Origin of the sequence: Prevotella sp. HJM029, from assembly GCF_000599605.1 — a bacterium.
Lineage (GTDB): Bacteria > Bacteroidota > Bacteroidia > Bacteroidales > Bacteroidaceae > Prevotella.
In genome coordinates, this window is record NZ_KK082674.1 from 1 (window position 1) to 21496 (window position 21496).

A 21496-nucleotide genomic window follows, 5' to 3' on the forward strand; every position below is an offset into this window, starting at 1 on the left:
GTTGTCCATAATAAATAAACTGTGTAAAACTAATTTTATTGTAGCATGACACTGTTTACTTTACACTCTCGGTATATTTTATCCTTTTAATGCAATGTTATAATTGTAATAATGTGAATCACCCGTCACATCTTTCAGCACCTTTATAAATGGAGGAAAATTCACAGCTTCTTGCTCTGTAATACCCTTTGTTTCTAAGATCATTAGTTCATTAATAGGGCGTTGAAAATTATCCAATTCGAAATATTGCCCTTTCCAAATAAAGCTCTTGCGTGTCTTTTGGATTTCTTGACGATAGGGATCTGCCTGCTGTAACAATGATTGATAGAGGTTACTACGAATTTGTCGCTCAGTTACCAACTGATCACCATTGGGTAAATTTTTCTTCGTGGTATGCACATAAACATTTTTTCCCTGCCATGCCCGCCTACGCAAACGTATTTCGCAACCAGGTTCGGCCACAAGATAGGTTTGAGTAATATCGCTTTCAATGCAATTGGGTATTTCACCAATTAATTCAACCACGTATTTCCTTTCTTCAACAATGGGTTGCGGAATGCCTAAGACACTTGAAATTTCTTTTAATACACGATGCAATTTATTATTAAAGTCTTCATGGTTATTGATTACACGAAGATGGGGATGGCCTGTCCATGCATTAATCACCCTCTTATCGACCTCACGAGCCATCTCCAAGCCCTCTGTCCGCTGTTTGTTATTAGCCGTAGTATAATATTTCTCAGCACCATCTGCAGCCGAAACCAAATGGAGAACGGCATCATAACGATGATCACGCAAGTCTGTGGTTGAGATTCCTACAGCAGCTGTGATATCTTTCCAAAGCTGTGGCTCCATGTAGGCTGATATATCCATCGCTCCACGATCGCAAATAATCATTGTTGGTTCATCGCATTGTTCAGCCATGTGCTGAAACTTATCTTCCAAAGCCAACTGGATTTCAAGTGTGGCCTTCTCTCCTTCGTAAAACAATGCACGATTTTGAGTTAGATAGTCCATACCAGATTGGCTAAACATCGTGGGCACCTCTGGGATAGTAAATACCTTATAACCCAAGCTTGAAAAATGCTCTATTACTTTTACTAAAGCAGTGGTCTTTCCTGCACAAGGACCACCTGTGAGTACAATTTTCTTAATCTTATTCATTTATGAAGGAAATAAATATGTGCCTTTTTATATCTACCATAGCGTAGGGAGATTTTTCATCATTTTGCTTCAGGGACTTGCACAGCCATATTAGCTTTCCTATATTGTGCAGGGGTCGTATTCTCATGTCTATAGAAGGCTCCATAGAAGCTTTGTCGATTATTAAATCCCACCATTTCACCAATTTCTTCTGTGCTGAGATTTGAACAGCGCTTTGTCGTTAGCAACAGCTTTGCCTCACGAATGCGTTCAGCATTAATTAAACCGCAGTAATTGGTATGAAATCTCTCTGAGCAAACAGCAGAGATATAGCGTGTATTCGTTCCTAAATCTATTGCTAAACGCTTCAGGTTGTAACCTGGTTCTTTATATTTCTTTTCAACTACAATGCACTGATAGATACCCTTTTGTAGCTCATCTCTCACTGTAGCACGCATTAACACTGGGTTAGCCTGAACTTTGTTTTTTTTTTCTGTAATATTATATTTCGACATATTTTTAATAATACTATCTAATGGATAAGGTTTAAGTAAATATGAATAGGTTATACCAACTTGCAAAAGTAAGCAACAAAGCTTATAAACCGCACTTCTTTGTGACCAATATATAAGATGCTACTGCCACAAGTTGAAATAGCCTATTCTCATTTTAAAGATAACTCTCAAAAAGCAAGGTTATTCTTCTGTATCAACTTCTTTTTTCTTTCGGGTAGTACGCTTTGCACGCTTTGGTTTTACTTCAGTTGCTGCATTGTCAACTGTTACACCTGCCAATTCTGGATCAACTAAAATACGCCCACAATATTCACAAACAATAATCTTTTTATGCATACGAATATCTAACTGACGCTGGGGCGGTATCTTATTGAAGCAACCACCACATGCATCACGCTGCACATATACAATGCCTAATCCATTACGTGCATTCTTCCGAATACGCTTAAAGCTTGTCAATAAACGCGGTTCAATTTTCAACTCTAGTTCTTTTGCATGTGCTTTAAGCTTTTCCTCTTCTTCACGTGTTTCTTGCATGATTTCGTCTAACTCATCACGCTTCTCATCTAAATCTATTTGACGTTCAGAAATTGTCTTTTGGGCTATTTCTAAATCTCTTTGTCGCTCTTCAATCGCCATAGCTGCCTCTCTAATTTTCTTATTGGCCAGCTCAATCTCCAACGATTGATACTCGATTTCTTTCGTCAGCGTGTCATATTCCCGGTTATTCTTCACCTCGTCGAGCTGATGTTGATAGCGCTCTACGCTCTTTTGCGCCTCTTGAATGAGCTGCTGATTGCCATGAATGGCATCTTCTGCATCGGCAATATCGTGCTTGATTTTATCCACACGAATATTCAAACCCTCGAGTTCATCTTCCAAATCTTGAACCTCCAAGGGCAACTCTCCGCGTAAAGCCTTCTTTTCATCAATGCCACTCAATGTTGTTTGCAATTGATAGAGCGTCTTCAATTTCTCTTCTACTGACAAGTCAGCTGCTTCTTTCTTTGCCATATCTTTTATAAATAAATAATGGGATTAGTGTTAATAGCGCTTTGAACACATCGCACGCCACAACACTGCTCCGTTATGATTGTTTGAAATATTTCTGTCGTATATTGCTCGCTTTGATAATGACCGATGACGGCGATTTGCAGTTTCTGGTCGTAACCAAAATATTCATGATAGTGCATCTCGCCCGTAATAAAGGCATCGGCACCACATTTCCACGCTTGTTCTAACAAAAAGGAGCCAGCACCACCGCAAACAGCAACACGCCGAATGGGACGACGCAAAAGCGCATTGCATTGCACACATTCTACATCGAATTGCCTTTTAAGTTGCAAAACGAAATCGTCTGCGGCTAAGGGTGTAGGGTACTCTGCAATAACACCATCGCCCCCCCTAACGCCATCTACGATTTGTTGCTGTCCAAAGAATTGCATTTGCGCTAATCCTAACTTCTCGGCTATTTTAAAATTCACGCCACCACATGCACTATCAATATTGGTGTGCATTGCGTAAACCACCACATGCCGTTCGATAGCTTTACGTACAACACTCTGCACTTCATTCTCATCAGCAATTCGATTTAGCTTATGAAATATCAAAGGGTGATGTGCAACCACAAGATTACACCCCTTCTCAATGGCCTCGTCAATAATTGCAGGAGTCACATCAAGACACAATAAAGCCCCTGAAACTTCCACATCTGTTAATCCAACTTGCAAGCCTGCATTATCATAGTCGGCTTGCAAAGGCAGAGGTGCAAATCGCTCAAGGGCACAAATCACTTCCTTAATTGTCATGCTATGCATAAAATTATGTTACAAAGATAGTTATTTTACTACGCTTCTAACCACAATCCTACCATGGTTTAACTTTTTTTATTAATCATTTATCTACCCTTCTTCTCCTTTTGAGAATTTTTCTTTTGAAAGTAGATGTCCATACGCATCAAAAGCATAACGCCGAGCCCATAATAAGCTAAAAATAAGTGCTAAAGGAGCTGCTGCAACCATCGTCGCAATAGCAATGAGTTGTAAAAATATAGCATCATAGACGCTTGCGCCAGCCAATAACATTGCCCACAATACCATGGAAGTCGTGCTCACAGCAATGTAAGACATGTGCCTAATTGATGGTAAGAGCGAGCGGGTTATGGCACGCTTCATAAAAAAATAGACTGCTCGTTGGTGAGAGACACCATTGCCCAATAAATAGTTATAAAGTGCATGATGATGGTAAAGCCCCATATAATAAGTATCCAAAGCTTTGCTGTTGCTCTCCAAAACACCTACCACACAAAATGCGAGTATAGGCAGCAAATAGCGTGCATTAAGCAAATTTCCTTTTAACGAAACGGCAAATACCGCCACTATAGTGACTAAAATCGACGCACATAGCGTAGCGACAAACACAGGAATAAAATGGTATTTAACTTTCCACCTAACCTGATGAACAATGGTGAACGATGCAAATGCAACAACTATCAGTAAGCAAATGAGGTTCAAAACAACTGAGTCTTGTTGAACAAGGAAACTAAGCAGTAGCCAAGCCACAAACATGTTGACTGCCATTTTCCCTGCAGCCCAAAAATATTTTCGTTGTAAGCGCAGATGAAACAAAGCTACAATTGCAACAGGAATACAGAATAACAAGAGCAAGAGAAACCAAGATAAAAACATATTCTATTCAAAAAGATTGAGGAGTTATGTGAAGTGTGAGGCTTGATAACGTGCCCATACAGAAATTTTTCATGCTTTCATGGTTTGATGCCATGATGATAGCACCACCAGAATGCAGATAGTCTTGTAAATAATTTAACACCTGCTCAGACAGCATAACTTCATCGTCTAAGTCCAACACTATATAAGCACGCTTCAACAATACAGCATATATGATGAGCAATGTCTGTAAAGCATTATGTCCCAATTTATTTAAAGATTGTTCAAAAAGATTATCTCCAAAGCCAAATTTTAGCCATTCTGCTTTAATTTGCTCACATATTATCTGCCGATCTATTAACGATATATAATCTAACAATTCATCGACTGTTTCTAATAGGAAATCAAGTTGACGAGGCACAAAGGCAAAAAACTGATGGAAATAAGCTACAGATTGTGAATCTATTATATCTCCATCCATCGTGAAATATCCCTTTTTCAGTGGGCGTAGTCCAACAATCGTGTCTACAAGCACTTGCCTGATGGGTTGCTCCCATGCATAAATACACAAGGATTCACCCGCATTGAGCTTAAAGTTTATTGGTGATGTAGGGGTTGAAGATAAGATTCCACTTAATTCCCCGTCTTTAATTTCTAACATTCTGCATCTATATTAGCGAGGCAAAGATAGGGATTTTTACTCTAAAATCGGAACAATTCAGAAAAAATAGCTAATTTTGCGCATGAGACATGTGCGATTTCGAGCTATAATTTGCACTATATTGCACAACGATTTAGCACGTTTTTAATTATAAAAAATATGAAGTTACGCTACAACGATTATAGACTTCCATCAGAAAGTGAACCACAGCAAGCTCTGATGTTAACATGGCCCCATCAGAATACCGATTGGAAAGATTATTTAGACGAAATAACAATGGTCTATGTTGCAATGGCCGATAGTATTACAAAACATGAAAATCTATGGATTGTCACGCCTCAAAAGCAAGTTGTCAGCCTGTTACTCACACAACACTTAACTGCGGAACAATGCCTACGGGTGCGTTATTTCGAAATAGAGACGAACGACACTTGGGCACGCGACCATGCAGCATTAACGTTGAAATGTGGTAAAGAATTTAAATATTTAGATTTCAAATTCAATGGCTGGGGAGAAAAGTTTGCATGGCAAAAGGACAATGCCATTACCAAGAAAATGGCCGAGTTGCAAGCCTTTTCGGGCATAGTCGAAGACCATAACTATTTTGTATTGGAAGGTGGAAGTATTGAGAGTGATGGTGAAGGAACTATTCTTACAACCTCTTTTTGCCTGCTTGCACCACATCGCAACCAACCACTGACACAGGAAGAAATTGAACAGAGGCTCAAAAATATGCTACATGCTAACCGAATTCTATGGCTCAATCATGGTCGTCTCCTTGGTGACGACACCGATGGGCACATCGATACGATTGTTCGGATGGCACCCAATGACACGCTATTGTACGCGGCCTGTGAGGATAAAACAGACGAACAATATGGGGAATTCAAAGCTATGGAAGAAGAGTTGAAACTGCTGCGCACGCGCAAGGGAGCACCCTATCGGCTCATTCCCCTCCCCTTCCCCAATGCTATCGTTGAGGATGGCGAGCGATTGCCTGCCACGTATGCTAATTTTGTCATTCTCAATGGCGCTATCCTCTGCCCCACTTATGCACAACCGGCTAACGATGCAAAAGCAATGGCACAACTTCAAGAGGCTTTTCCCGACAGAGAAATTATCGGTATCGATGCCCGTACGGTCATCCGCCAACATGGTTCACTACACTGTTTAACAATGCAATTCCCAAAATAAGCACATGAAAGAAATTAAAATAGGTTTTATACAACAACAGAACACGGCGGTGCCCGAAGACAACATGCAACGTCTATCCAAGGGCATTGCCGATTTAGCGAAACAGGGTGCACAACTCATCGTGTTGCAAGAACTGCACAACTCGCTCTATTTTTGTCAGGTGGAAGACGTGAACAACTTCGACTGGGCAGAGCCTATCCCCGGTCCATCAACACAGTTTTATGGCCAGTTGGCTAAACAGTTTGGGGTGGTCATCGTCACGTCACTGTTTGAAAAGCGGGCGCCTGGCCTCTATCATAACACCGCAGTAGTAATAGAATCCGACGGAACCATTGCTGGAAAATATCGCAAGATGCACATTCCCGACGACCCTGCCTATTACGAAAAGTTCTATTTCACTCCCGGAGATTTAGGTTTTCATCCCATAACAACAAGCGTAGGCAAATTGGGCGTGCTGGTTTGTTGGGATCAATGGTACCCTGAAGCCGCCCGTCTCATGGCCTTGCAGGGAGCCGAATTGCTCATCTATCCCACGGCCATTGGTTATGAAAGCAGTGATACACCCGACGAACAAGAACGCCAGCGCGAGGCATGGACAACTGTCATGCGCGGCCACGCCGTAGCAAATGGACTGCCTGTAGTAGCCGTTAATCGGGTGGGATTAGAGCCCGATCCCAGCGGAAACACACAAGGCATACGGTTTTGGGGCAGCAGTTTTGTAGCAGGTCCGCAAGGCGAGCTCCTCTATCGTGCCAGCAACAGCGATGAAGAGAACGTTATTGTGCCCATCGATTTGCAACACAGCGAGCAAGTCAGGCGCTGGTGGCCGTTCTTGCGCGACAGGCGCATTGATGAATATGGAAACATCGTCCGCCGATTCATAGATTAAATTGAGACACTGACGCACCATTATGACGCTCAAAAAGGCTTCAAAAGGTTGTAAAGTGCGTTAAATATCGCAAAACCCAAAAGGCTTATTTCGCCATCTGAGGGCTATCTATTATATTTGCAACATCAAAATTTTGCATACCAACGAAAGGAAAAGTATATGAAGAAAAGTGTATTTCTACTCACATTTGCTACCGGAGCACTGCTGTTGAGCAGCTGCGCCAGCAAAAAGGATTTAGAGAATTGTCAGAATGAAAATCGCGAACTCACGGCTAATTATCAGCAGGCACGCGAGCAATTAGCCGCCAGCAAAACACGTGTTGCCAGCTTAGAGGAACAGTTGCGCCAGCAAAAACGCGACTATGCAGCCTTGCAGCAATCGCTCAACAAGAGCCTCTCGAGCGCCAACACCAACAACATCAATATTTCAAAATTGGTCGATCAGATTAATGAGAGCAACCAATATATCCGCCACTTGGTTGAAGTGAAAAGCAAAAGCGACTCGCTCAACATGGCACTCACCAACAAGCTCACACGCTCGTTGAGCCGTGAGGAGATGAAAGAGGTCGACGTGCAGGTGCTGAAAGGTGTGGTTTACATCTCGTTGGCCGACAATATGCTCTACAAAACAGCCAGCTACGAGGTGAATGACCGGGCGGCAGAGACGCTGAGCAAGATTGCAAAAATCATCACCGACTATAAGGATTACGACGTGCTCATTGAGGGTAACACGGACAATGTGCCTGTAAACGCAAGCGCTCCCGCAATGAAAAATATCCGCAACAACTGGGATCTCTCGGCTTTGCGCGCCTCTTCTGTGGTGCAATTCCTGCAAACCCACTATGGTGTAGACCCCAAACGGCTCACCGTTGGCGGGCGTGGCGAGTATAATCCCGTTGCAACGAATGCCACCGAGGTGGGCAAACAGCGCAACCGCCGCACGCAAATCATTATCACGCCAAAACTCGATCAGTTTATGGACTTGATTGATAAAGCGCCCGAAAAGAAATAGCACGGAGCGAATGGGGCATGCATCGGGCTGCTTTAGAAAGCAGTGCACTGCCGCCCAATCAGTATAACGAGGATAGTTTGCCACAGGCCGCTATCCTCGTTTTTTTTATTTTCATGGCGCAACCTCGGGCTTGCAGGCCAAAATGCTCAAAAATAAGTGTTCAGCCATGGCGGAACAACAGAAAATCTCAAAAAATCCCTTGCAGACCCTCCGATTGGGCGTCAAATTTCGAAAACAACCCTCGCAGACCCTCTGATTGGGCGTCAAATTTCGAAAACAACCCTCGCAGACCCTCCGATTGGGTGTCTAATTTCAAAAACAACCCTCGCAGACCCTCTGATTGGGCGTCTAATTTCGAAAACAACCCTCGCAGACGCGTCTAAATACGTCTTACATCCATGCAACAAGGCTTCGAACGCGTCGTAACACGTGATTTCCATAGGAACAGGGAGCAAGTGGAATGCTATCTATTAATTATCGTTAAGTTTGGGTTATCGCCATAGCCGTTTGCCTCCTGCACTCCTCCTTTTTTATTACCTTTGCGACAATAAAATTTTAATTCCCCGCGAAATGAGAATATTTCTACTCACGATAGTTTTTTTGATGCCATTGGCTATGCTGGCACAAACCGACACAACCATGCAAAAAAACAATATTGAAGTATTAAAAGCCGAGGCTGCACGAAAAGCGGCAGAAGCGAAAGCTGCTGCTGAAAAAGCGCAACGTGCAGCAGAAGAAGCCTTAGAGGCAGCGAAAAAAGCCGAGCAGGCAGCACAAGAACAGGGCAAGGCAGCGAAGGGATGGACAATTCCTGCAGAGACACCAACTAAGACGAAAGAAAGCAAAACACCATCAACCCAAAAAGTAAACGAAGACGAGGCTTACTTGGCGGGGGTGGTGCCCGAGGTAAACGGAAAAGTGGTTTTCAACGAACACTTTGCCCTCCCCGGAATGACAGCTGCCGAAATCTATCAGAAAACCTATTCGTTATTAACGGCACAGACGCACGATGAGCATCAAGCTTCGGGAAGCCGCATTGTGCTGGTGAACGAGGATGAACACACTATTGTAGGAAAATATTGCGAATGGCTCGTGTTTAACAATAGCTTGCTCTCGTTGGATCGTACTAAATTTGACTACACGTTGATTGCGCACTGTGAAGACAATGCGATAGCACTGACGCTTTGCCGCATCAGCTATGCGTATGAGGAAAATCGCTCGTCGGGATTTAAAGCCTCGGCTGAGGAACTGATTTCTGATAGCGTGGCACTGAATAAAAAGCGCACAAAGCTGTTTAAAACAAACGGGAAATTCAGAAAGAAAACGATTGACCGGGTAAATGAAATATTCAAAACACTTCAAACAAATTTAAAATAATGATGGAACAAGAATACAACACGGAAAAAAATAAGCGCGAATATGCAGTGAAACCGCATCACCGACTCAAACGCTTGGGCGAAGGTGGTCCTTCGATGTTGAAGGTGAGAAACATTTTAAACCTGGTGTTTATGGCCTTGGCTGTGGTGGGCGTAGTGCTTTATTTACAAAGCGAACAACACACCATTGCAACAATTATCTTGATTGTTGCTGTAGTGATTAAGTTTGCAGAAGTAGCCATTCGAATGTTTCGTTCATGAAGAAAATTCTCGTAGCCACCGCTCTCTTATTGTTTACTCTACAGGGGTTCGCTCAATTTGATGATGGATTTAATCAAATTGATGAGATGGGAAATGTTACCCAGCGTAATAATTTAGCTAAAAAAGATTCAACCAACACACATCACGAGATTCCGATGGGACTCAAAGTGTGGACAATTGATTCGCGATTTGGCGATAGGAAGGCCGCTGTACCCGACACCTTGTCCTATATGTACATGAACACTATCTTCACCACGGGGCTCTATGGGCAATATAACACTACGGGAAACTTAGGAGCACCACGCTTAAATCGCATTTTCATCGACAGGCAACCTGCGCAACAATTTATTTTCACACAGCCCTATGACTTTGTCATCACGCCCGTCTCGCAATTCCTTTTCACCAACACGCTCTCTCCTATTACCAATCTGAGCTATAACAATGCAGGTAATCGCAACAATGGTGAAGACCATCTCACTGCAAAATTTGCAGTAAACGCAGGCAAGCGGATTGGCGTGGGGTTAATATTTGATTATCTGTATGGGCGCGGATACTATCAAAACCAAAGCACGGCACATTTTAATTACACCATGTACGGCTCCTACTTAGGCGACCAGTATCAAGCTCATCTGCTGCTTTCCACTTATCACCAGAAGGTGGCCGAGAATGGTGGCATTACAAACGACGATTACATCAAGCATCCCGAGAGTTTTAATGAGAGCTATAGCACAGACGAGATTCCGACAGCCCTCACACGCAACTGGAACAGAAATGATAATCAGCATGTCTTTTTCACACAGCGCTATAACGTAGGCTTCCACAAGAAGGAGCCTATGACCGAGGAGGAAATCAAGGCGAAAAAGTTTGCTATGGCATCGAAAAAGGAAAACGAAGAAGCGAAAGATAAAGATAAAACAGGAAAATCGAAGCAAGACAAAACCATTATAACTGCTGGTCGTCCAGAAGATGCAAAGATTGCTGGGACCGAACCTGTTGACGGAAAGAAGGCTGCACAACGCGTGGTGATGGATAAAGCTACTGCAGACAGTTTGCTGCAGGCAGAGAAAAAAGCACAGCAAGATACTGCATGGGTGAAAACGGTGTTTGTTCCTGTCACGAGCTTCATTCACACCCTAAGTTTTGACAACTATCGCCGCATTTACCAAGCCTACGAAACGCCTGCTAACTTCTACGCGAACACTTATACGATTATTCCGCCTTATGGCGGCGCTGATATTTATGATAAAACGAGGTTTTATGAGCTGAAAAATACATTTGCAATCTCGCTCTTAGAGGGATTTAACAAGTGGGCAAAATCTGGACTGAAAGCCTTTGCAACATCTGACTTCCGACATGTTACGCTGCCCGATATAACGGATTATAAAACCTACAACGAGCATAATCTGAGCATTGGTGCCTCGTTGAGCAAGCAGCAAGGTAGCGTTTTTCATTATCAAGCCTTGGCAGAGACTTGGCTGACGGGGGTTGATGCGGGGCAACTAAAGGTAGATGCTACTGCCGACCTGAATTTTAAGCTTTTCGGCGATACACTCAGCTTGTCTGCGACAGGTTTCTTCCATCGCTTAACCCCAACATTCTACTATCGGCATTTTCATGGGCGACACGCCTGGTGGGATAACTCAAACCTGTCGAAAATACTGCATAGCCGCTTAGAAGGTAGTCTGTCCTATCAAAAGACACGCACGACACTACGTGTAGCTTTCGATAATATCAAAAATCATACGTATTTCACCTCAGCATATACCGTGAGCAGCGGTAATCGGATTAATCACGCATATGATGTGGTTCAGCACGCCGGAGGCATCAGCGTTTTCACTGCGTCTTTGACACAAGACTTCACGGTTGGACCATTGAACTGGGAGAACAGGCTCACCTATCAAAAAACAAGCAATGCAACCGCTCTTCCATTGCCCGATTTCAATTTTTATAGCAATGTCTACTTGCGTTTTAAGATTGCACGAGTGCTACATTGCGATTTCGGAGCCGATGCTCGCTATTTTACACGCTATTATGCTCCTGACTATGCACCCAACATTGGGCAATACGCTGTGCAAGTCAATACCAACACAGTGGGTGGCGAGAGTCGCGTGCAAGTAGGCAATTACCCTATTGTGAATGTCTATGCCAACTTCTTTCTCAAACATACTCGGTTCTTCATCATGATGAGTCACATCAATGCAGGCATGGGTAACAAGGATTATTTCCTCACACCACATTATGCGCTCAATGAACGCATCTTTAGAATTGGGCTCAGTTGGAATTTCTTCAATTAACGATGCGAAACTCTGCAGTTACAACCAATTCCTTCCGTGCTTGGTGTCTGGCCATGCGCCCCAAGACCCTCGTCAGCGCAATCGTCCCTGTAGCTTTGGGGGCAGCCTACGCTTTTAGTCAAACCAGCATTGAACAGTTCCAAAAACTGCCTGTTCTGCTCTGTTTTGCATTTGCCATCATCATGCAGATTGATGCCAACTTCATTAATGACTACTTCGACTGCTTAAAAGGAAACGACAAGCCCGAAGAGCGGTTGGGACCGAAGCGCGCATGCTCTGAAGGATGGATTACGCTTGCAGCCATGAGGAGAGCCATTATCATCTGCACCATTATTGCTGCGATAACAGGGCTGCCACTGATTGTCTACGGCGGTTACAAGCTGATTTTTGCCGGATTAGCCTGTATCCTGTTTTGTTTTCTCTATACAACGAAGCTTTCTTATTGGGGCTTAGGAGACCTCCTCGTGATTCTCTTCTTTGGCCTCACGCCAGTCTGTCTCACCTACTATGTTGCTGTGCCGTCAGCGTTGCAAGCCTTTCCCTTAGAGGTTATTCTGCTGGCACTCGCGTGCGGCCTCGTTATCGACACGTTACTCATCGTGAACAATTACAGAGATCGAGATAACGACCGTAAAAGCGGAAAAATCACCCTCATTGTGCGTGTTGGTGAGCGGTGGGGCGCGAGATTATACCTGCTTGCCGGAATCATCGGCGAACTTTTGCTGTTCTACGTCGTTTATGCACAGAACGAAAGCAAAATCGGCTCGATGCTCCTCATTCTGTATTTACTCGCACATTTTTATGCTTACGAAAAGATGATTCAGCTGCGTCAAGGTCGGGAACTGAATAAAATCTTAAATTTAACCGCGCGCAACATCTTTATTTTTGGCGCACTGTCCGTTTTTGCACTACTCCTATAAAGAACTTCTCAGGATGCAACAGCCCAACTTAGAACTCATTCAGTTTATTGAGACAAACATTCTTCCCCGCTACAATTCCTTTGGGAAAAGTCACGGATTGCAGCATGTCAGCCGTGTTATCAAGGCGTCCATCACTTTAGCCAACCAAATTGGCGCAAACGTCGACATGGCTTATGTTATCGCAGCCTATCACGACTTAGGCATGAGCGGTCCTCGCGCAGTTCACCATCTTACAGGCGGGCGCATCCTGAATGCTGACTCGCGCTTAAAGAAATGGTTCAGTACCGAGCAGATAAAAATCATGAAAGAGGCTGTCGAGGACCATCGCGCCAGTGCAAGCCGCGCGCCACGCTCGATTTACGGCAAAATTGTTGCAGAAGCCGACAAAGATCTTGATCCCGACGTCGTTTTCACCCGTGCCATTCAGTACGGCATAGAGAATTATCCTTTGTTAGACGAGGAACAGCAGTGGAAACGCTTTGTTCAGCACATGAACGAAAAATATTCTGCTCGCGGCTACATTCACAGCTGGATACCGGGGAGTTCAAATGCAGAAAACCTCAAAAAAATACAAAACATCATCGAACAACGGGAGAAACTGCATCAAATCTTCAAAAACATTTATGTAAAAGAAAAGCGCCAATAAATTTGGCACGTCTAAAAAAAAAATATACCTTTGCAACGCATTTGCAAGCGCAGATGTTTAGGTTCGCCGATATGGCTCAGTTGGTAGAGCAATTCATTCGTAATGAATAGGTCCTCGGTTCGAGTCCGAGTATCGGCTCTCAAGGCGGAATTAGCACATCGGTAGTGCGCGAGCTTCCCAAGCTTGAAAGGCGGGTTCGACTCCCGTATTCCGCTCAAATGCTAACACAATGAAAACACAACGCAACATTTTTCTGACAAAAATTCTCCCTCAACTTGTGCTGCCCAGCGGTGCCTGACGAGTCACGCATTGGGAATAGGCAAAAAAAATACTGAGCGGGAACACATTGCCAGCAGCAATGCGCTCCCGCTCAAAGATTCTGCAGAAAACCTTAGAAGCGAAAGTCAAGTTCCACGTCGACGAGGTTAAAATTGTGCTTTGACAAGCTCCGATCGTTCACGCGGGCATATTCCACATTGAGTTGCACGTTCTTATGGAACAAATAATCGGCACCCACCTCATATTGTGTGCGCGCATGATTCCATTCTGCATTGGCACGATAGAGATCATAGCGCGCTTTTAGGTGAAATTTGTTTTTCACTACTGGTGCAATCACCAAACCATAAAATCCATCGGCTTTATCACCCAGTGCACTGATGTTACAGTTCTTAAAGTTGGGATCTTGCGCGTTAGTGTTCGTAATCGCGGTCGAAAAGGCCTTTCCCGTGGAGTGAACATACTCGGAACGCATCGTCCAGTCGTTTACCTTGTATTCACCGCTCAGCGCATAGCGATGTTTGGGCAATGACCGCACGCCACTGTGCAGAACACCAGCTGCATCGCTCCATGTTCCTCGGCGCGCGACAGAACCTTCCCAGCCAAACACACCTACGCGCATGCCTTTGACAGGCATCACCCAAATACCGCCAATCACGTCCTTGCGCTGGTCAACATCCTTGGTGTTTATGCCTTGTCCGTTGAAGATTCCCACCTGATAGTGCAGCAACTTGCGACCTTCGGCATTGGGAAGCACATCGCCTTGCAATTGCAGACCAATGTCGCGGCCGTTACTGGGCTGCTCACCGCTGCGGTCGCTAAACCCAGCGAGTTTCAGCACCGCCTGACCAACGCTCATAAAACCCTGGTCGATAGGATGCAGGGGATTGTCGAAAGTGAACGGACGCTTAAACTGACCCACCTTGACGCGGGCAAAATCATACTTTTGCCACTCGGCAAAGAGGTCGACCAAGCGTGGGCTGCTGCCCAACGTCGAGGTATTGCCATTGATTTGCATCTGCGCCTTCCAGTAAAAGTCGTTACTCACGCGACCTTCCAACGACAAGCGCAGTAACCGCAAGTTAAAGGTGTTGCTCTTCGCGTTCTGCTGATTAGAATACTGGTACTGTGTCATGCCATAGCCTGACAGCTTAATACTCTTCACCCACTCGGGTGTTTCGGCCTGTGCCGACAGTGTAGCGAGCAGTAACATGCTCGCCAAGATGTTTTTTGTCTTCATGCGTTCATGAATTAGTGAAAGATATGTTATGAATTACTTTTTTTCTAAGAGTACCACGTTCTCCACGTGCGGTGTATGCGGAAACATGTCGACGGGTTGCACCTGCACCACCCGATATTGCGCATCCAACAGTTGTAAATCGCGTGCCTGCGTGGCTGGATTGCAACTCACGTAGACTATTCGCTGTGGCGCGGCGTTCAGGATGACTTTCACCACGTCGGCATGCATGCCAGCACGTGGCGGGTCGGTGATGATGACGTCAGGGCGTCCGTGCTCGGCAATAAAGTCGTTTGTCAGGATGTTTTTCATGTCGCCCGCATAAAACAGCGTGTTGTCAATGTGGTTAATGGCGCTGTTCACCTTGGCGTCTTCAATTGCTTCGGGAACATACTCAATTCCGATGACTTTCTGCGCTTTCCGCGCTACGAAATTGGCTATCGTGCCTGTGCCGGTGTAAAGATCATAGACTAATTCGCTGCCCGTGAGCGCGGCAAAGCGGCGCGCCACGTCATAGAGGTGAAACGCCTGCTCGGTGTTGGTTTGATAGAAACTTTTTGGCCCGACCTTGAATTTCAAGTCCTCCATCGTCTCGTAAATGAAGTCGGTGCCTCGAAATGTGATTAAATCCAAGTCGGCAAAGGTGTCGTTGCCCTTTTGATTGTCGACATACAGCAAGCTACTAATCTCGGGGAAGGTCTGCGCGACGTGTTCCAATAGTTTTTCTGCACGCTCGGCATCGTCGGGCGCATCATAGTGGAATTGCACCAACAGCATGAACTCGCCCGTGTTAGAATTGCGCATCATCAAGCTGCGCAACAGGCCATGCTGCGCTTTAATGTCATAGAAACTGAGCTGCTCGGCCACGGCGTAGCGATAAATCTCGTTGCGAATGCGATTTTGCAGGTCGTCCATCAACCAACACTTCTCGATTGGGTAGATTTTATCGAATGCACCCGTGATGTGGAAGCCTATTGCGCTGTCGTTCAAATGTCCTGCACCATCCTCAGTGCGTGGTGGCAAGGCTGCGAGCTCTTCTGCCGTGTACCAACGTTTGTTAGCGCAGCCAAACTCTAATTTGTTGCGATAACCCAGCACTTTCACGCTGCCCAGGATGGGGCTGACGGGTGGCAGCGCGACTTTGCCAATTCGCGTGAGTTGGTCGACAACTTGCTGTTGTTTCGCGGCCAACTGAGCCTCGTAGGGCAGATTCTGCCATTTGCACCCGCCACAAACGCCAAAATGCTGACAAGTAGGCACTGCGCGCACGTCACTATAGGCCTTGAATTGCACAACAACGCCCTCCATATAGTTATGTTTCTTGCGGGTAATCTGAACATCGACCACGTCACCTGGCACACAGAACGGAACGAACACTACGCGCTCGTCGACATGGAACAAACTCTTTCCTTCGGCTGCAATAGCCTCGATGACCACGTCTTGCAACAGTGGCAATGGCTTATGTTTTCTTGTCATTCGTCAAAAATGTTTTTATTCAAAGCAATGAAGCCTGCAGACGGATTAGCCGCGGCCTTGTTCTGCTTTTCACAGCATGCAAAATTAGCAAAATATTCTCTAAAAAATGCCTATCCTACCAATTGATTGGCTGAAAACAAGCGAAAAAGCAGTGATACCCTGAAAACATGGGCTGAACGAACCAAAACTGCACAATCCCACCTCGGTACAATGCAGTTTCGTGGTGAAAATGCACAATCCCACCTCGGTACAATGCAGTTTCGGGGTAAAAATGCACAATCCCACCTCGGTACAATGCAGTTTCGGGGTGGAAATGTACAATCCCACCTCGGTACAATGCAGTTTTGGGGTGAAACTGCACAATCCCACCTCGGTACAATGCAGTTTCGTGGTGAAAATGCACAATCCCACCTCGGTACAATGCAGTTTCGGGGTAAAAATGCACAATCCCACCTCGGTACAATGCAGTTTCGGGGTAAAAATGCACAATCCCACCTCGGTACTCTGCAGTTTTTGGGGTTTGGTCGTCGTGCACAAGTCGTCACTTGACTGGCGAAACTCGTCTTTATCGGTTCTGCATCATGCAAGATGCCTGCACGCTGGCGCGTTGCGCTAATGCTTGTTGCAACATGGCTCGCACGATGAAAACAAGCACAACCTCGCATGGAGATTGTGCTTGCTCAATGAGTTTGAGGAAATTGTCGACCCTCTACCCTACTCCCATTCGATGGTCGAGGGCGGTTTCGACGAGATGTCGTAGCAAACGCGGTTGACGCCCTTCACCTTGCGAATGATTTCGTTAGAAACATCGGCCATGAAGTCATAAGGCAGGTGTGCCCAGTCAGCCGTCATGGCATCCATGCTTGTCACTGCCCGTAACGCTACAGGATGCTCATAGGTGCGCTCGTCACCCATGACGCCTACCGACCGAATCGTGGATAACAAGACCGTTCCCGCCTGCCAAATGTTGTCGTAGAGGGTTGTTCCGTCGGGCATTTGGTAGTTAAGCATCTTGCTGATGTAAATGTCGTCGGCTTCCTGCAAGATACTTACCTTTTCGCGCGTGATTTCGCCGAGTATGCGCACGGCAAGTCCCGGACCAGGGAAAGGATGGCGCTTTATCAAGCGTGTAGGCATCTGCAATTCATAGCCCACGCGGCGTACCTCGTCTTTAAAGAGCCATTGCAGCGGTTCGCAGAGCTTTAACTGCATGTCTTTTGGCAGACCGCCCACGTTGTGATGGCTTTTTATGGTCATACCAGTGATGCTTAGGCTCTCGATTCGGTCGGGATAGATGGTGCCTTGCGCCAACCACTTCGCGTCGACGATTTTACGTGCTTCGTCATTGAACACTTCGACGAAATCCCGACCAATAATCTTGCGTTTCTCTTCAGGATCGGTCACGCCCGCTAAATCACCGAAGAATTTTTCGCTTGCATCGACGCCAATCACGTTTAACCCTAAGCCTTCATAGTCCTGCATGACCTGTGCGAACTCGTTCTTGCGCAGCATTCCGTGGTCTACGAAGATGCAGGTGAGGTTTTTACCGATAGCTCGGTTGAGCAGCACGGCGCAGACCGATGAGTCGACGCCACCCGACAGACCGAGGATGACTTTGTCGTTTCCCAACTGTTGTTTGAGCTCGCTCACGGTGGTTTCGACGTATGACGCCGCGCTCCACGACTGGCGACTGCCGCAAATGTCGATTACAAAGTTCTTCAAGAGCAGGCTGCCTTGTATTGAGTGGTAAACCTCGGGGTGAAACTGCACGCACCACACGCGCTTGTCCTCGTTGGCAAAGGCAGCGTACTCGACATCGTCGGTTGAGCCAATTACCTTGTAGTCACTCGGTATGCCCGTGATGGTATCGCCGTGACTCATCCAGACTTGCGAGCCGCACGCAAAGCCTTTGAAGATTCTCGACGTGGAATCGACAGACGAGAGGTGGGCGCGCCCATATTCGCGCGTACCTGCTTGTTCCACCTTCCCGCCACAGGCGTTTGCAATGAATTGTGCGCCGTAACAGATGGCTAATACAGGATACTTACCAATTAATGCGCTCAAATCGGCCTGAAAAGCTTCTGCATCGTGCACTGAATAGGGACTTCCGCTAAGAATTACACCGATCACCGACGGATCGTCCTTGGGAAACTTGTTGTAGGGCAAGATTTCGCAGAAGGTGTCTAATTCGCGCACGCGCCGGCCGATTAACTGGGTGGTTTGCGAGCCAAAATCTAAAATAATGATCTTCTGTTGCATGTATATTGTGATTTTAAAGAGTGATTTGACCTGTACCGTTGAGGGACTCAACAAATTTGTGGGCGGCGTCGAGTGTTTCGACCTTGCCCACGTCAAGCAGCTGCAAATTTTGCGCAACACAACCCTTGATAGCTACCTGCCTGCAATTTTTTAGATAAAAATCGATGATGGAAAAGCGATTTGCAAACGATTCCATCAAAGGAAAGAGCGTGGGCGCGAACAAATGGATGCCCGAGAACGCAAACAGCTGGTAGTTGTGCTGAATGGTGTCGATCGAGGCTTGTTGCACCTCGGTAAAGGGGCTTTTCACCTCGCCCGTTGCAAGATTTACCCAGCCAACGAGCCGCATTTGGTTGTTGAAGAGCAGATAGCGTTGTGTGACGCGCTGACTCACCAAGAGCACGGCCGATGCTTGCTCGTGAGGGACGCCGCACGTGGGGCACATCATCATGCGATCGGTGGTGTAGAACGCGCGCAGGTCGATGTTGCTCAGAATGTCTACGTTATGGATTAAAATTGGCTCGTCGGGGCGAAAAAGCTGTTGGGCATGCTTCAACCCACCGCCAGTCTCCAATAACTCGGCGGTTTCATCGCTCACACGAATGTCGACACCAAAATTATCGTTGGTTTTGAGGTAATCGATGATGAGCGGGGCTAAGTGATGCACGTTGATGACGATGTGGTCGCATCCCGAGACCTTTAACTTCTCGATGACGCGCTTGAGCAGTGGTACGCCGTCAATCTCGATGAGGGCTTTGGGCAATTTGTCGGTGAGCGGCTTTAAGCGGGTACCCAATCCCGCTGCAAATATCATTGCTTGCATAATGTTGATGAGGAAATGTGCTTGCAAGGTGGATTTTTGTCAATCCCCTATGCTGCACTGGTGTTGCTACGCTAATTTCGCGCCTTTAATACTTGTTCAATGTGCTGTTCTCGATGTAAAATTTGCACTTCAATGCCAAACTTCTCGTGGATGTGTTGTGCCAAATGCTGTGCACTATAGACAGAGCGATGCTGACCGCCTGTGCAACCAAATGAGAACATGAGATGGGTGAAACCACGCTGCATATAGCGCGCTACATGGTGGTCAGCGAGCTGATAGACGTGTTCTAAGAAATGTAATATCTCGCCATCGTCCTCCAAGAATCGAATCACGGGCTCATCCAAGCCGGTAAGTGCTTTATAGGGCTCGTAGCGGCCAGGATTGTGTGTGCTTCGACAATCAAACACGTAGCCCCCACCATTACCCGATGGATCTTCGGGAATTCCTTTGCGATAGGAGAAACTACACACGCGAACAACCAAAGGACCTTTGCCGTCGTACTTAGAAAAGGTGGCGGGACCGTCTTCTGGATGCGCTTCGTACACAGTACTATCGGTGGTTTTGTATCCATCTGTCCGTGCCTGCACAGGTATGGGGGCATCTTGGAACTGCGGCAAGGCTACGAGACGTGTCAACATCTCGACTAAGTAAGGATAAGGGAAAAGCGCAGCTTGTGCAGCAAGTAACTGGCGCAAACTCTCTATGGCAGGCTGAATAGAGTCTAAGAAATGCTTCTTTCGCTCAAAATAACCGCGAAAACCATAGGCACCAAGCACCTGCAACAAGCGAAACAGCACAAACAACGACAAGCGATTGGTAAATTCATGAACGGGCGGAACTTCTATGTATTGACTCAATGAATTATAATAGGCTTTGATGAGCTTCACCTTCAGTTTATCGGGATATTTCGCCGAAGCCTGCCAAAGAAACGAAGCTAAATCGTAGTAATAAGGTCCGCGCCGACCACCTTGAAAGTCGATAAAGTATGGATTTCCCTGCGCATCGAGCATAATGTTGCGTGCTTGAAAGTCGCGATAAAGAAAACTCTCGCCTACCTCTTCGGTTAAGTCCTTGGCAAGCATGCGGAAGTTTGCCTCCAACTTTAATTCGTGAAAATCCAAACCTGTCGCCTTCAGAAAACAATATTTAAAGTAGTTCAAATCAAAGAGCACGCTTTCTACATCAAAGGCTGGCTGAGGATAGCAGTTATTCCAGTCTAAACCGCGTGCACCACGAATCTGAATATTGGGGAGTTCACAAATCACATGCAGTAACAGTGCTTGCTCGTCTTGATTATAACGTCCACCAGCCTCGCGTCCGCCTCGAATAGCCTCGAATAGCGATTGTGTCCCTAAATCTGTCTGCAAATAGCGCAATTCATCATTGCTCACAGCCAGTACTTCTGGGACAGGCAATTTTCTAAGCAAAAAATGACGATCTAAATAAATAAATGCATGATTTTCATCACGACTTGTCCCTATTACACCAACGATACTGTCGCCGCTGTCTGATATAAAACGATAATATTGCCGGTTACTACCTGCACCATCAATTTTCTCAATCTTCGCAGGCGAATGACCTGTAAACTGCTTATAAAGTGAGGTTAATTGCTCCATTGGTTAATTCATTTTGTTGTGATTACGCCGTTTATCTTCCCATTGTGCTAAAAGTGCATCAACCAATAGTAGAATCATCATAATTCCCAATGACATTAAAAAAGAATGGGTGTTAATGAGCAATAATACGGACAAGACAGCAAATAATGCGACACGTTTCCAATTGAATTTTATTTTCATACCTGCAAAGATAAAGATAATACGAGGAAATTCAAAAGAAATAAATAAAAAAT

General features: G+C 45.7%; 20 protein-coding genes and 2 tRNA genes. 11 read left to right on the forward strand and 11 right to left on the reverse strand.

The window, feature by feature from the left end; translation table 11 throughout:
* Positions 1-78 precede the first annotated feature (78 nt).
* From X919_RS0112140 to X919_RS15435, 6 genes are all read right to left on the reverse strand, one after another.
* The gene (locus X919_RS0112140; protein ID WP_028900341.1) at positions 79-1164 is read right to left on the reverse strand and encodes an AAA family ATPase; all 1086 of its coding nucleotides are present in this window, start codon (positions 1162-1164) and stop codon (positions 79-81) included.
* Between the two features lie 59 nt (positions 1165-1223).
* Positions 1224-1658, reverse strand: a complete 435-nt coding sequence (locus X919_RS0112145; RefSeq protein ID WP_028900342.1) for a helix-turn-helix domain-containing protein — start codon at positions 1656-1658, stop codon at positions 1224-1226.
* Positions 1659-1838: 180 nt separating this feature from the next.
* Positions 1839-2672: a zinc ribbon domain-containing protein gene (locus tag X919_RS0112150; protein WP_028900343.1), complete on the reverse strand. Its 834-nt coding sequence runs from the start codon at positions 2670-2672 to the stop codon at positions 1839-1841.
* Positions 2673-2677: 5 nt separating this feature from the next.
* Positions 2678-3466 (reverse strand): Nif3-like dinuclear metal center hexameric protein, encoded by a 789-nt coding sequence (locus X919_RS0112155; RefSeq protein ID WP_028900344.1) that lies wholly within the window; start codon positions 3464-3466, stop codon positions 2678-2680.
* Between the two features lie 93 nt (positions 3467-3559).
* The gene (locus X919_RS0112160; protein ID WP_028900345.1) at positions 3560-4345 is read right to left on the reverse strand and encodes an ABC transporter permease; all 786 of its coding nucleotides are present in this window, start codon (positions 4343-4345) and stop codon (positions 3560-3562) included.
* 7 nt (positions 4346-4352) lie between these two features.
* On the reverse strand, positions 4353-4985 hold the full coding sequence (locus tag X919_RS15435) for a hypothetical protein (protein ID WP_051502534.1): 633 nt from the start codon (positions 4983-4985) through the stop codon (positions 4353-4355).
* Between the two features lie 159 nt (positions 4986-5144).
* Between X919_RS15435 and X919_RS0112170 the strand changes: the two genes are divergently transcribed.
* The 10 genes from X919_RS0112170 to X919_RS0112220 all read left to right on the forward strand — a co-directional run bounded on the left by X919_RS0112170 (position 5145) and on the right by X919_RS0112220 (position 13791).
* Positions 5145-6179, forward strand: a complete 1035-nt coding sequence (locus tag X919_RS0112170; protein WP_028900346.1) for an agmatine deiminase family protein — start codon at positions 5145-5147, stop codon at positions 6177-6179.
* Positions 6180-6183: 4 nt separating this feature from the next.
* Positions 6184-7068: a carbon-nitrogen hydrolase gene (locus tag X919_RS0112175; protein ID WP_028900347.1), complete on the forward strand. Its 885-nt coding sequence runs from the start codon at positions 6184-6186 to the stop codon at positions 7066-7068.
* Between the two features lie 159 nt (positions 7069-7227).
* Positions 7228-8079, forward strand: coding sequence for an OmpA/MotB family protein (locus tag X919_RS0112180; RefSeq protein ID WP_004379521.1), 852 nt, complete (start codon positions 7228-7230; stop codon positions 8077-8079).
* A gap of 570 nt (positions 8080-8649) precedes the next feature.
* Positions 8650-9456 carry a DUF4468 domain-containing protein gene (locus tag X919_RS0112190; protein WP_028900348.1) on the forward strand — a complete coding sequence of 269 codons (807 nt, stop codon included), beginning with the start codon at positions 8650-8652 and terminating at the stop codon, positions 9454-9456.
* The gene (locus tag X919_RS0112195; protein ID WP_253270145.1) at positions 9456-9716 is read left to right on the forward strand and encodes a mechanosensitive ion channel protein MscS; all 261 of its coding nucleotides are present in this window, start codon (positions 9456-9458) and stop codon (positions 9714-9716) included. The genes X919_RS0112190 and X919_RS0112195 overlap by 1 nt, the downstream gene beginning before the upstream one ends.
* Positions 9713-12010, forward strand: a complete 2298-nt coding sequence (locus X919_RS0112200; RefSeq protein WP_028900350.1) for a putative porin — start codon at positions 9713-9715, stop codon at positions 12008-12010. Before X919_RS0112195 ends, X919_RS0112200 begins: the two co-directional genes overlap by 4 nt.
* 2 nt (positions 12011-12012) lie before the next feature.
* The gene (menA, locus tag X919_RS0112205) at positions 12013-12930 is read left to right on the forward strand and encodes a 1,4-dihydroxy-2-naphthoate octaprenyltransferase (protein WP_028900351.1); all 918 of its coding nucleotides are present in this window, start codon (positions 12013-12015) and stop codon (positions 12928-12930) included.
* 13 nt (positions 12931-12943) lie between these two features.
* Positions 12944-13576, forward strand: a complete 633-nt coding sequence (locus tag X919_RS0112210) for an HD domain-containing protein (RefSeq protein WP_028900352.1) — start codon at positions 12944-12946, stop codon at positions 13574-13576.
* Between the two features lie 65 nt (positions 13577-13641).
* Positions 13642-13714, forward strand: a tRNA-Thr gene (locus X919_RS0112215).
* Positions 13715-13720: 6 nt separating this feature from the next.
* Positions 13721-13791: transfer RNA gene (locus X919_RS0112220), tRNA-Gly, on the forward strand.
* A 176-nt stretch (positions 13792-13967) separates the two neighbouring features.
* Here the strand turns inward: X919_RS0112220 and X919_RS0112225 are convergent.
* On the reverse strand, positions 13968-15092 hold the full coding sequence (locus X919_RS0112225) for a porin (RefSeq protein ID WP_028900353.1): 1125 nt from the start codon (positions 15090-15092) through the stop codon (positions 13968-13970).
* Positions 15093-15125: 33 nt separating this feature from the next.
* The gene (rlmD, locus tag X919_RS0112230; protein WP_028900354.1) at positions 15126-16565 is read right to left on the reverse strand and encodes a 23S rRNA (uracil(1939)-C(5))-methyltransferase RlmD; all 1440 of its coding nucleotides are present in this window, start codon (positions 16563-16565) and stop codon (positions 15126-15128) included.
* A gap of 126 nt (positions 16566-16691) precedes the next feature.
* On the opposite strand from rlmD, the gene X919_RS0112240 reads away from it, so the two are divergent.
* Positions 16692-17114, forward strand: coding sequence for a hypothetical protein (locus X919_RS0112240; RefSeq protein ID WP_028900355.1), 423 nt, complete (start codon positions 16692-16694; stop codon positions 17112-17114).
* A gap of 165 nt (positions 17115-17279) precedes the next feature.
* On the opposite strand, the gene guaA is transcribed toward X919_RS0112240, so the two are convergent.
* The 3 genes from guaA to X919_RS0112255 all read right to left on the reverse strand — a co-directional run bounded on the left by guaA (position 17280) and on the right by X919_RS0112255 (position 21263).
* Entirely contained in the window at positions 17280-18824 is a 1545-nt protein-coding gene (guaA, locus tag X919_RS0112245; RefSeq protein ID WP_028900356.1) for a glutamine-hydrolyzing GMP synthase, read from the reverse strand.
* A gap of 13 nt (positions 18825-18837) precedes the next feature.
* Entirely contained in the window at positions 18838-19650 is an 813-nt protein-coding gene (locus X919_RS0112250; protein WP_028900357.1) for a sugar phosphate nucleotidyltransferase, read from the reverse strand.
* Positions 19651-19718: 68 nt separating this feature from the next.
* Positions 19719-21263 (reverse strand): RapZ C-terminal domain-containing protein, encoded by a 1545-nt coding sequence (locus X919_RS0112255; RefSeq protein ID WP_028900358.1) that lies wholly within the window; start codon positions 21261-21263, stop codon positions 19719-19721.
* Positions 21264-21496 lie beyond the last annotated feature (233 nt).

Coding starts and splice junctions, on each gene's coding strand:
- X919_RS0112140 (WP_028900341.1), bottom strand. CDS start 1,164: ATGAATAAGATTAAGAAAATTGTACTCACAGGTGGTCCTTGTGCAGGA.
- X919_RS0112145 (WP_028900342.1), bottom strand. CDS start 1,658: ATGTCGAAATATAATATTACAGAAAAAAAAAACAAAGTTCAGGCTAAC.
- X919_RS0112150 (WP_028900343.1), bottom strand. CDS start 2,672: ATGGCAAAGAAAGAAGCAGCTGACTTGTCAGTAGAAGAGAAATTGAAG.
- X919_RS0112155 (WP_028900344.1), bottom strand. CDS start 3,466: ATGACAATTAAGGAAGTGATTTGTGCCCTTGAGCGATTTGCACCTCTG.
- X919_RS0112160 (WP_028900345.1), bottom strand. CDS start 4,345: ATGTTTTTATCTTGGTTTCTCTTGCTCTTGTTATTCTGTATTCCTGTT.
- X919_RS15435 (WP_051502534.1), bottom strand. CDS start 4,985: ATGTTAGAAATTAAAGACGGGGAATTAAGTGGAATCTTATCTTCAACC.
- X919_RS0112170 (WP_028900346.1), top strand. CDS start 5,145: ATGAAGTTACGCTACAACGATTATAGACTTCCATCAGAAAGTGAACCA.
- X919_RS0112175 (WP_028900347.1), top strand. CDS start 6,184: ATGAAAGAAATTAAAATAGGTTTTATACAACAACAGAACACGGCGGTG.
- X919_RS0112180 (WP_004379521.1), top strand. CDS start 7,228: ATGAAGAAAAGTGTATTTCTACTCACATTTGCTACCGGAGCACTGCTG.
- X919_RS0112190 (WP_028900348.1), top strand. CDS start 8,650: ATGAGAATATTTCTACTCACGATAGTTTTTTTGATGCCATTGGCTATG.
- X919_RS0112195 (WP_253270145.1), top strand. CDS start 9,456: ATGATGGAACAAGAATACAACACGGAAAAAAATAAGCGCGAATATGCA.
- X919_RS0112200 (WP_028900350.1), top strand. CDS start 9,713: ATGAAGAAAATTCTCGTAGCCACCGCTCTCTTATTGTTTACTCTACAG.
- menA (WP_028900351.1), top strand. CDS start 12,013: ATGCGAAACTCTGCAGTTACAACCAATTCCTTCCGTGCTTGGTGTCTG.
- X919_RS0112210 (WP_028900352.1), top strand. CDS start 12,944: ATGCAACAGCCCAACTTAGAACTCATTCAGTTTATTGAGACAAACATT.
- X919_RS0112225 (WP_028900353.1), bottom strand. CDS start 15,092: ATGAAGACAAAAAACATCTTGGCGAGCATGTTACTGCTCGCTACACTG.
- rlmD (WP_028900354.1), bottom strand. CDS start 16,565: ATGACAAGAAAACATAAGCCATTGCCACTGTTGCAAGACGTGGTCATC.
- guaA (WP_028900356.1), bottom strand. CDS start 18,824: ATGCAACAGAAGATCATTATTTTAGATTTTGGCTCGCAAACCACCCAG.
- X919_RS0112255 (WP_028900358.1), bottom strand. CDS start 21,263: ATGGAGCAATTAACCTCACTTTATAAGCAGTTTACAGGTCATTCGCCT.